The 11,384-nt window shown below is 45.3% G+C and carries 10 protein-coding genes; 7 read left to right on the forward strand and 3 right to left on the reverse strand.

What is annotated here, in order from left to right:
* Window positions 1-2: 2 nt before the first annotated feature.
* On the reverse strand, window positions 3-1,103 hold the full coding sequence (locus tag MM817_RS09750; RefSeq protein ID WP_241714238.1) for a threonine aldolase family protein: 1,101 nt from the start codon (window positions 1,101-1,103) through the stop codon (window positions 3-5).
* A 220-nt stretch (window positions 1,104-1,323) separates the two neighbouring features.
* Between MM817_RS09750 and MM817_RS09755 the strand changes: the two genes are divergently transcribed.
* Window positions 1,324-2,352 (forward strand): SDR family oxidoreductase, encoded by a 1,029-nt coding sequence (locus MM817_RS09755; RefSeq protein ID WP_241714240.1) that lies wholly within the window; start codon window positions 1,324-1,326, stop codon window positions 2,350-2,352.
* Between the two features lie 74 nt (window positions 2,353-2,426).
* On the opposite strand, the gene MM817_RS09760 is transcribed toward MM817_RS09755, so the two are convergent.
* Entirely contained in the window at window positions 2,427-3,719 is a 1,293-nt protein-coding gene (locus MM817_RS09760) for an MFS transporter (RefSeq protein WP_241714242.1), read from the reverse strand.
* Between the two features lie 558 nt (window positions 3,720-4,277).
* On the opposite strand from MM817_RS09760, the gene MM817_RS09765 reads away from it, so the two are divergent.
* The 6 genes from MM817_RS09765 (at window position 4,278) to MM817_RS09790 (ending at window position 10,806) form a co-directional block, all read left to right on the forward strand.
* A complete protein-coding gene (locus MM817_RS09765; RefSeq protein WP_241714245.1) occupies window positions 4,278-5,939 on the forward strand; it encodes a proton-conducting transporter transmembrane domain-containing protein in 1,662 nt (553 codons plus the stop codon).
* A 38-nt stretch (window positions 5,940-5,977) separates the two neighbouring features.
* On the forward strand, window positions 5,978-8,428 hold the full coding sequence (locus tag MM817_RS09770) for a YbcC family protein (RefSeq protein ID WP_241714246.1): 2,451 nt from the start codon (window positions 5,978-5,980) through the stop codon (window positions 8,426-8,428).
* Between the two features lie 158 nt (window positions 8,429-8,586).
* Window positions 8,587-8,868 carry a helix-turn-helix transcriptional regulator gene (locus MM817_RS09775; protein WP_241714248.1) on the forward strand — a complete coding sequence of 94 codons (282 nt, stop codon included), beginning with the start codon at window positions 8,587-8,589 and terminating at the stop codon, window positions 8,866-8,868.
* A 316-nt stretch (window positions 8,869-9,184) separates the two neighbouring features.
* Window positions 9,185-9,679, forward strand: coding sequence for a GNAT family N-acetyltransferase (locus MM817_RS09780; RefSeq protein WP_241714250.1), 495 nt, complete (start codon window positions 9,185-9,187; stop codon window positions 9,677-9,679).
* Window positions 9,680-9,913: 234 nt separating this feature from the next.
* Window positions 9,914-10,177, forward strand: a complete 264-nt coding sequence (locus MM817_RS09785; protein WP_241714252.1) for a hypothetical protein — start codon at window positions 9,914-9,916, stop codon at window positions 10,175-10,177.
* 254 nt (window positions 10,178-10,431) lie between these two features.
* Window positions 10,432-10,806, forward strand: coding sequence for a VOC family protein (locus MM817_RS09790; RefSeq protein WP_241714254.1), 375 nt, complete (start codon window positions 10,432-10,434; stop codon window positions 10,804-10,806).
* A 212-nt stretch (window positions 10,807-11,018) separates the two neighbouring features.
* On the opposite strand, the gene MM817_RS09795 is transcribed toward MM817_RS09790, so the two are convergent.
* Window positions 11,019-11,252, reverse strand: a complete 234-nt coding sequence (locus MM817_RS09795) for a MarR family winged helix-turn-helix transcriptional regulator (RefSeq protein ID WP_241714257.1) — start codon at window positions 11,250-11,252, stop codon at window positions 11,019-11,021.
* Window positions 11,253-11,384: the final 132 nt, after the last annotated feature.

Consider the following 11,384-nt stretch of genomic DNA (forward strand, 5'->3'; position numbering starts at 1 on the left):
AGCTACAATGATTGCAACAATGTCATTTCTGTAGCCAACATGTCAAACACTGTGCGTAATGCTTCTTTAGAAATATTATCGTATTGGTCACCAATGCTTACTTCAAAGGAGCATTCATTATTGCTTATTTCATTAAGTTTACCTGTAAAGCCGATGCTTGTTAACGAGTATATTTTAATGAGTAGTGGTTCTATTTGCTCTCTTTTAAAGCCAAAATGAACATGAAACATATTGCTAACAGGTACTAAAGGCCGCGTAGATATACCGTGGCAATGATTAAAATAAGCAGCTAGTTCCTTTGCCCCTTCATAATACTGAGTCATCTTATGTACTCTCTGTTCAAAATAATGATCAGCACTAAGGATATAAGGGTAGAGACTGATGAGATCCCCACCGTGGCGACGCTTCCAAACTATGGATTGTGTGATAAAGGTTTGTTCACCTGCAAGTATGGCTCCGGCAATTCCGCCGATGCCTTTGTAAAATGAAACATAGACACTATCAAAGAGATCACAAACTTCAGCGGCCGTCTTTTGATAATAAGGTAGGATTTCAAATAATCTTGCACCGTCTAAGTGAAGCTTGATTCCTTTTTGATGGCATAATGTAGAAATGGATTCAAGTGTTGTATAGTCGGGTAATTGTCCTCCAATCTCGCGTTGAGGTAGTTCAAGTAGTAGAGCAGTTACATCGTCCTCCATCTCTAAAACGTCATGTAAGTCGATCAATCTATCTTTATTAGCTAAAAGAACGGACTCAATGTTATGCAATGTTTTTAATCCGTTTTCCTCATGAATTTCCATGTGGCACAACGGATGATATGCAACTTTCTTACTCCCACTCATATCGCACCAAATTCGTAGTGCAATTTGCTGCGCCATAGTCCCTGAGGGGAAGAATACGGCAGCTTCTTTTCCTAAATAGGTAGCTATTTTGGTCTGGAAGTCTTCAATAATCGTTCCTTTTCCGTATATATCACTCTCGAGTTGACCGTCTAAATGACTCAATACATCTTGTAGTACTTGAATATTCCTCTTGCCGTGATGAGTTACCTGGTGTTGAGTTTGTTTAAATGCTTCTAGTAGGGAAAAATTAGATTCCATGATATTCTCCTTAGTAGCGTAGATACATGCGGTTGTTTCAAGGTTTGCATAATATGTATTCATTGATACCTTGTACTTCTTTCGACAAGTAGGGTTTCATTCCCTTCACGGCTAGCTGACATAGTGCTACATTCATCATCTCTGAAACACTCTTTCATTTGACGACATCTATCGAAAATGGTTTGATGAAATAGATAGGTAACAATCATGGAGGGGAATTATGAGAGCGCTATTTATTGGAGGAACAGGGACGATTAGTTCTGCTATTACGAAGCAATTGTTAGCAAAAGGATGTGAACTGTATCTTTTAAATCGTGGGAATCGAAGTGATTCCGTGTCAGTTGGCAGCATTAACATGCAAGCTGATATTCACGATGAAGCAAGCGTATCGAAACTAATTGAAAATATGCAATTTGATGTGGTTGTGGATTTTATTGCATTTGAGACCGCTCATGTGGAAAGAGACTTCCGCTTGTTTCATGGGAAGACGAAACAATTTATCTTTATCAGTTCCGCATCTGCATATCAGACCCCTTTGTCTGATTATAGAATTACAGAAGGAACGCCTTTATCCAATCCATATTGGCAATATTCGAGGAACAAAATTGCCTGTGAAGACTACTTGTTAAAACAGTATCGAGAGAACGGATTTCCGATTACAATTGTACGGCCAAGCCATACCTATGATGATCGTTCCATTCCGCTTGGCGTTCATGGCAAACGGGGATCTTGGCAGGTAGCGAAACGAATGCTAGAGGGCAAACCTGTCATCATTCATGGCGATGGAACTTCATTGTGGACCATGACACACAATAGTGACTTTGCTAAAGGTTTTATTGGATTGATGGGCAACAGCCATGCCATCGGCGAATCAGTTCACATCACGTCTGATGAAACGTTGACGTGGAATCAAATATACGAAATCATTGCCGATGCCCTTGGCGTGAAATTGAATGCAGTTCATGTCCCATCGGAATTTTTGGCTGGCTGCAGCCCAGTAGACTTTAGTGGTACGTTGCTTGGTGATAAGGCGAATTCTGTGGTTTTTGATCTTTCTAAGTTGAAGAGACTTGTTCCACAGTTTGTCGCAACAACTCGATTCAATCAAGGGATAAACCAAACGGTTGCCAACATCCTGGCCCATCCTGAGTACCAAGTCGAGGATGATGCGTTTGATATGTGGTGTGATGATGTCATCCAAGCTATGAATCATGCGCTTTCATCGATACGCGATAACAATCGCAGTTGAGGACGATCGGTATGATGTTGATCTGAATCATCGCCGCAGAGACACTGGGTCTCTAGCGGCGTTTTTTATGCATGTCATGTTTGGGAAGATGTAGTCGTGGGAATGTTGTCTGTGAATGGATCACGCGGCTGAAAGCGGGGCAGTTGGTTGGCGACGATCCTAAGTAGCATGATACCGGTGAAGCCGAACAGTGCAGTAATGCCAACCATAGTCCAATGTGGAACTATGGCGCCAAGGACAACGGCGAGTGATGCGACAAGCCGCGCTGCAGTAAAGGACACACCATTCATCGCGGCGTAAGAGCTACGCATTTCTTCTGGTGCGAGTTCGCCCAAGTATGCTTGTCGAATGGGCGTGTTGATCACTTCTCCAATGGTAGCCACAAGCATCGTGCCAAGGAGAATATATGGATTGGTGAAGACAACCATCAGGACATAGCCAATGGCGTTTAGTGCGAGTCCGGCGAAAAGTGTACGCCGTCTGTCTCGTCTTGTTACAAAGCGGATGGCTAAAGTGGCAAGTAAGACAACAAGGATGGTATTTTCGGTTTGAAGCAGTCCAACCATTTTCAGGCCATCTACGCGCAAGGAGATATGGTGCAGAGTCGTGATGGTTGTTGTTGTCATGTTTTTAGCTAGATGTATACCGATGTAGTTGTTCAATTGAGCTTCGAGCGTTGCCGCGCATAGTCCACCAATCAGATAGAGCACAAAGCGTCGGTCGTTAAATACGCGACGGTAGACATGGAATAAAGATGTTGCGTGAACAGGATGGGTTAATGAATGTGCGTCCGTCACTGGGTGCGTTTCTTGAATGAAGAAGATCGTAGTGAAAAGGGTGATGAGAATCGCTACACCGGTTATAGTGAATAGGAGCATCCTATGCCCTTCGAAAAGAAAAGCTCCCACGCTCGATCCAATCGCAAGAGTCAAATTGTACATCCAATAGAACATGCCGTAAACGACAGGTCGGTCAGCAACATCGGTGACGTCAAGAAGCATGGCGTCATCCGCAGGAACATATAGACCGAAGCAAATGGTGCTTGTTAGGAACGCCATAAACGTTGCCCAAGGCGAACTCCACCAGGGGCTATTGGCCGCGGCCATCAGTACATACGAGGCGAAGAAAACCACTTCGCCAAAGAGCATAATGGGTCTGCGTCCAATTTTGTCGCAATAGTACCCACTGACAAAACTGGCTAGGAGACTACCCATAGTTGCGATCGCCAGTAGTAGACCAGCAACTGCTTCTCCGATGGTGCTGGCAAAGTAGATGGCCATGAATGGCATGGTTGTCGCTTGTGCGATACTGAATAGGAAACCGACAAACAGGCGAATTTTTATATTTCTGTGCAAAGTTCTAAACATAGGTGTCTCTCCTCGGACCCGCGCGGATCCGGGGCAGCGTACAAAAAAGTCGCAGGGATGTCCCTGCGACCTGAACTATAAGCCGGAGGGACGATTGCCCCACGGCTGGTCGGTAAGAGTTTACCGTGTCAACTGCAACCGGATGGCGCGGGCAAATGAATGCACAAACAATACTTGTGTTTTTTGAGAAATCGTTTGTAAGTCACGCATTTTGCCCTCGCTCCTTTCCAAAATGATCTACTTTAGAGAGTATATCTGATTTTATATGGGTGAGCAATGAGATTATAGGAGTCGTTGCCTCGTTCATGGTAACTTACGTTGCATCTTTGCAAGATGTCTCGTATAATAAATTGGAATTATAAATCACGATATAAATGTCGTATGTTTATCTGAAACGATAGTAGGTATATGATGAAAACTTTTTAGCGAACTTCGTTACCTTGATGTCACAACCATTTTCGGAGTAATTGTAGTCTTAGTGACAATCAGTTATGAAAAGCGACTAGTCCTTGGTTTGGTGCTCCACAGTTAATAGCAAATAGATAAGGGGTTATTACTATGCAAGCTGTTCCCACTATGATAACAGCCATACTCATGCTGGTATCGCCTTGGCCACTTTTCATGGTTGGTCTTGTGGTTGGAATTGGTGCTGACCGCCACGTCCGTCTGATGAGAAGATGGACAAGGGGTGCCGCGTGGTTCGCTTTGGTGTGTGCGTTTTTGGCGGCAGTGACCTATTCATTGGGAAAGAATCAATCCGTAACTTTTTTCTCTATGAAGATGCCAGCGAGTATGGGTCAACTAGCGATTAGCGTCGACGTCAACGATTTGACGGTGATTATGCTTTTGCTTGTTTCCTTTGTCGGCCTGATTGTCGCTCGATATTCGTATACCTATATGGATGGCGATACACATGAAGGGCGTTTCCACCGGTGGCTGAGTCTCACGTTGGGGGCATTTTTAACACTGATTCTTTCAGGTAATATATGGGGTTTTTGGATCTCCTGGGTTGTCACGAGTCTGTTTCTGCACGCGTTGCTGGCATTTTATGGAGAACGCCCTATCGCGGTGCTTGCCGCTCGTAAGAAATACCTGCTTCACCGGATTGCGGATGCAAGCCTTGGCGTAGGCTTCATGCTCATCATTCGGACACTTCATACGTCGCAATTCGCCAGCATCGCACAGGCACTCGCAGCAACTCACGGACAGCTACCGGAAACCTTGCAGATCGCAAGTGGTCTTATCGTTTTGAGTGCAGTCCTAAAGAGTGCGCAATTTCCATTTCACGGCTGGCTTATTCAGGTCATGGAAGCACCGACACCAGTATCAGCGTTATTACATGCTGGCATCATTTACACTGGTGCATTTTTGATTCTGCGCATGATTCCTATCATATCACGGGTGAGATGGGCAGGGGATGAACTGATTCTAGTGGGATTGATCTCCATAATGGTTGCTTCTCTCATGATGATGACGTCAACCAATATTAAGGGGTCACTTGCCTATTCAACCAGCGCGCAGATGGGTTTCATGCTGATGGAATGTGGTCTTGGTCTGTATAGCCTTGCGGTCCTGCATATTGTCTCGCATTCAGTCTACAAGGCGCATGCTTTCTTATCGTCTGGCAGCGTGGTCGATTATTATCGATCACCTAAGTTACCTGCGATATCCCGCTTTGCGACAGTATGGCAAGTGATTCAAAGTCTTGCAGTTTCAACGCCGTTAGCCATAGCTATAGGATCAATTTTTGGAATGCCATTGCTAGAACAACCTGCGCTGATTGTCATGGGATTCATTTTGACCGTGGCCATCTCTCAATTGCTGTTGCAAGCTTTGAATATAGATGAATTTGGGAAAAGCAAATTACTATTGACAATGATCGGTCTCAGTACACTAGTTTCCCTTGCCTATTTTGGCCTTGATTCGCTGTCTACAACAGTGCTTAGTGGGAGCTTGCCTACCGCCAAAGAAGCAGTAGGCGTCTTACAGGACGCACTCTTAGGACTGATTATCGCTGTATTTATGGGCCTCTTACTTATCCAGCAGATGCTACCTAGGATGATGAATCATCCATTTTGGCAGGCAACTTATGTGCATCTCTACAACGACCTCTATATTGATATGTTCATTACACGGATGGTACGGAGTTTCTGGCCAGTCCGCACGTCCGCACCATTTCAGGCTACAAGCAAAGGTCGTGCACAGGAGGTGAAATCATGAACGTGATGAACGCACAGGGAACCAATCTGATGAATAAGGTGGAGGCGGTCTGCCAACGGATCGCACCTTTGTGGCCGGCCAAACATTTTGTGGCTGTTAACCCTTATGTTGGACTAAGTGATCAATCGTTTTGGCAGGCACACAAAACACTTGAGCGAATGACTGGTGTAGGATTGTGTATGCCCCGTGCTTATTACATCGAGCAGATGGCGAACGGGCGTATCACAAGCGCCGATTTGGCGGCGGCGCTACAGGAATTAGGAAGCTCATGGGACGTCTTAGACTTTGAGCAGGTACTTGCTCATGAGACCCCACTGTCGGTGTCGCCACTCTCTCTTCTTACGGACGTGCTCAAAGAATTGGACGAGCAAGACTGGTCAAATTTTGTCGTCGATCGAATCAGTCAATATTGTGCCGCCTATTTTGACGAGGGGCAAGCGCTGTGGTCCATGCCTTGGCGTGACAAGTCGCTTTATAGCGGCTGGCTAGAATTTATGCGCATCGATAAGAGTCCCTGGACGATGGGCGTACGAGGTATGGGCGATGCGACGAAGGCTTTGCCGGATACCGCACAAGGCACCATTGTTTGGGCGTTGCAAGAACTCGCCATACCGCCTTTTGCAATCGATGATTATCTATATGCGACGTTATTAAGCGTAGGCGGTTGGGCGGGATGGACTCGCTACTTAAGCTGGCAGGCGGAACTTAAAAAAAGTCACGACGAATCGATACGCGATTTGCTTGCCATACGTCTTGCGTGGGACGCCTTGCTTTATAAGTTGTGCTACAGTGAAGCGCTTAAGACGCATTGGCATCAGGCAATAGAGGCGACCACAAGGCCTGTAGGTCATGATGAAGATGTCGGGAACCAGATTGATGCTGTGTTACAAACAGCATTTGAGGCAGGCTATCGAAGACAATTGGCGGCGTCATTGATCGTTGCTGACGGTACATCGCAAAGGAACGGGCGAGCCGACGTGCAGGCGGTATTTTGTATTGACGTGCGGTCGGAGGTGTACCGACGCGCATTTGAAACGGTTGCCCCAAGAGTTGAAACACTCGGTTTCGCTGGATTTTTTGGTATCATGATGGAATATGTTCCTTTTGGAGCTGTTGAGGGCCATAGACATCTTCCCATATTGTTCAATCCCGCCTATCGTATCTGCGAGCGACTAGATAGTGCAGATGAGCGGGAGACGAATAAACTGATTGATCAGCGTCACACACGATTACGCGTGGCCAGTGCCTGGAAAACCTTTAAAACCTCAGCGTCATCCTGTTTTTCGTTCGTCGAGGCAGTTGGTTTATTGTCTGCCACGAAGCTCGTAAGTGACAGCATGGGATGGACCCGCCCAGTACCGAACCCAGATCACAAGGGTCTACATGCTGGAGTGTATGATCGTTTAGGCCCAGGGCTGACAACTGAGGCAGTGGGGTCAAGAACGTGCTCAGATGGCAGTTCAACGGGGATTCCCGAGTCTGATCGCCCTGCAGTGGCGGAGTTGGTCTTGCGGAATATGGGGATGATCCGAGACTTTGCACGGTTGGTGTTGTTTGTTGGGCATGGTAGTACCACCGTTAACAACCCACAGGCTACTGGACTTGATTGTGGCGCCTGCGCTGGTCAGTCAGGGGAGGCCAGTGCTCGTATCGCAGTCGCATTGCTAAATGATCCATTGACTCGTCGCGGTCTTTCGCAAAGGGGTATCGAAATTCCTGCAGACACATATTTCATAGCTGGTTTGCATGATACAACCACTGATGAGCTATTTTTGTTTAACACCGAGCATGCGCCGTCTTCGCACACTCAGGATTTGGTTCAATTACGCCAGTGGTTGGAAGCTGCAGGACAGATGACCCGTATGGAGCGTGCAACTCTTTTGGGAATTGGCGATTTGCCTATGCCGACGATCCGCGCGGATATGCGTAGACGCACTCGCGACTGGGCGCAGTTGCGCCCAGAATGGGCATTGGCCGGTAATGCCGCTTTTATAGCAGCTCCGCGAATCCGCACTGCGCACTGCGATCTGGCTGGCCGCGTGTTTTTGCATGAGTACAATTGGCACAACGACGTCAACTTTGAGACATTACAACTGATTATGACTGCACCTATGATTGTGGCCAACTGGATCAATATGCAATACTACGGTTCAATGGTCGATAATATCCAATTCGGCAGTGGTAACAAGGTCCTGCACAACGTGGTGGGAGGTTCGATCGGCGTACTTGAAGGCAATGGCGGAGACTTGAGAGTAGGCTTGGCTTTACAGTCTCTGCACGACGGCGCACGGTGGGTGCACGAGCCAATTCGTCTCCAGGTGTTGATCGAGGCGCCGCAGTGTGCCATTGATGTCGTGATAGATAACCATGAGATGGTTAGGGAATTGGTTGAGAATGCATGGATACACCTTTTCCAGATTGACGAAAATGGTAACCTGAATCGTCGTGGTATCGATAAACAGTGGCGTCGCTACTACGTGACCGAATGAAGCTTGTAAAAGCTCCTAGCGCTATCCATGCGGTGCTGGGAGTTTTTACATGATACCGTGCAGCTCGTAGTTTCACCTATCACATCGAGCGCGAAACCCTAGATTGGTATATCATAAAATGGGAGTTATCATGTAAGTAGATTGTGGAGGCAGTTGCTATGTCAGAGTGGACGTTTCTCACTAATCACGCTCAGGTTTTGCTATGTATTTTTCGTAATGGTCGTTTAACGGCTAGGGAAATTGCTGAGATTGTAGGCATCACTGAGCGGGCGGTGCAACGTATTCTTGATGATCTAGAGAATGCTGGATACATTAGTCGCTTTCGGGACGGCCGAAAGAACCGTTATGAAATTCACCAGGAACTGCCTATGCGTCACCCTGCGCAGCGTGGACGCGCCATCAAGGACATTCTTGAATTGCTCACGATGCCGTATCTATAAATAATGACTATAAATATTCGTTTATTGGATGAATCCGACGCGCAGATGTATCAGGTTGCTCGGTTGCCAGCATGAAAGAACGATCCAAATTCATTTGGATCAAGATATGAACAAAAAGCAGTACAACCTATGGAGCAGTTTGCAGAAATGAAGATTTGATGATCGTATCATTAGTCAACTTACCATGGCCTGGGACGAAATCCGTGAAGGATAGTACGCGTTCAGTTCATGAATATGCATCAGTGACAAGCTTGTGCCTCTTGAGCTGTTGGTCAAAAAAGTTGAGAGTGATTCAAGAAAAATAGGGGAGTTAAGTATGGATTTGAATAAGAATGTGAAAGTAGCTCCACCACTGACTGAAGATGATCACAATTGGATGATGAACTTGTGGCTTAGTGAGTGGGGCGGAGAAACCATGGTGTCTAAAGGTACAACCTATCACTTTCGAAATTTAAATTCGGTGGTTGCTTGGGTTGACGGGATTCGAGTAGGGGCGGCAACGTATCATTTGGATACCGATGGATGTGAATTGCTGAGTATTAATGCTACAGTTGAAGGATTAGGGGTGGGCAGTGCATTAATTTCATCAATTGAACAAGCTGTACAAAAAGTTGGTATAGGTCGTATGTGGTTGATCACTTCGAATGATAACTTAGATGCATTGCGGTTTTATCAACGACGTGGCTATCGAATAATCGCCGTATATTCAAACGCAATTGACGAGGCACGTAAGAAGAAGCCGACGATACCTCAAGTTGGGTATTACGAAATCCCAATTCATGATGAACTTGAACTTGAGAAGTACATTTGACCCCTTTGGGTGGAGAGGAGTGAGTGTCACATCCAAACCTACTATCTTTGCCAACTTCCAATTTTATCATGATTAGAGCTATTGGTTCCAATAGCATTTCTACACATTTCAGACGGACGATAGTGGTATGATGATGTACATTGCAGAGAATACTTTTTGCTCTACTTTTACGAGCGGTATAACGACACAAGCAAAAGAATAACAGAACTAGAATGATCTTGTAGGAAGAGTCTCATGCATAGCGATGCGTATATGCTAACTTTGGAATCAGAACGACTTATTCTATGGAGAATTACTAAAGACGACGCAGGCTACATGTTTGCACATGCATATGATCGAGTTGTTTTTCGTTATATCGTTCAACTTCTCATCATGCGAGAAATACCATGTAAAACCATCGAGCATTGGGAAGAGACGAACGGCTTTCCGACCTGTCGCATCATATTCGAAGCAGTGATCAGGCCTTCGGTACAAGAGCAGAATCACTTTGAACAGTGATAAACCACAGGTAGTTCTCAATAGAATTAAAGTATGGGATGAGATTCCCAATATTGGATTATGGCGTGTGATGGAGAAAGTAAATATGAAGTTCGAAGGGATACTAAGACAGCACTTATTTGCAAAAGGCGAATCCCGCGACTTGAAACTGTATGCAAATAGGATAGATGATTATAAGGAAATATTTGTATATTCTTCAAGATGGGTTTCGATAATTGACATCATAACTTATCGCCTAAGGAGGCACATATGACATGGGAAACATACGCAATGTAGGACAGATGTCTGTCACTGTTCGTGATTTATCAAGAGCCATTACATTTTATCGTGATGTTTTGGAACTCGAATACATATGGGAAACTAACGGAATGGCGTTCTTTCAGTGTGGTGAAGTACGTTTGATGCTTGCTGTACCAGAGAACTCTGAATTTGAGCATCCTAGTTCAGTAGTTTATTACAAGGTGGACGACATTAATGGAGCTTATCATGACCTAGTTTCACGAGGGGTTGTTTTTAAAGGACCGCCGCATGAAATAGGTAAATTGGGTGATCACACGATTATAATGGCGTTTTTTTCAGATTCAGAAGGCAATGTAGTCGCTGTTCAGTCTGAGATTCCTATAAAATAAGTATATACTACCAGTGATTTACTTTTTCCTTAGACAGGTCCCCTTTGTTAAACTCAAGAGGGCTGATCTTAAAAAAGACTTTATCCCTTCATGCATGAAGATCAGCGATACGTCAACAGGATCACGTAGATTTGCAGTTGTTTCATACCACTTCCATTCACGTTGATTTTGTTAGCGGTACTTCAATCTCATGAATCTCAAGCAAGGATCTCTTAATCCTCTGAAGACACTGAGCTTAGATGTTGTAAAAGAGTGTGTAATTGAGACAATAATAATTGGTATTCTGGTTCGTTAAACCCAATTCGCTCCATCAGTTCAGCAGGTATGCATTCTGACTCCGCGTACAACGCTTTTCCTGCTTCCGTGACAGACACGTTCACAACACGTTCGTCGATTCGTGACCGTTCCCTCGTAATCCAACCCTTTTCCTCCATCCTTTTTAGCAACGGGGTGGACCTCTGTCAAGTTACTGGACACAAATCGAAGAACTATTTTACGCAACTGACGCAGACAATAGATCCTCCATCTGCTGGGGTGTTTTATAGCCAAGCGCTGAGTGAATTCGGTTGCGATTGTAG

Origin of the sequence: Sulfoacidibacillus ferrooxidans (assembly GCF_022606465.1) — a bacterium.
GTDB classification, from domain to species: domain Bacteria; phylum Bacillota; class Bacilli; order Alicyclobacillales; family SLC66; genus Sulfoacidibacillus; species Sulfoacidibacillus ferrooxidans.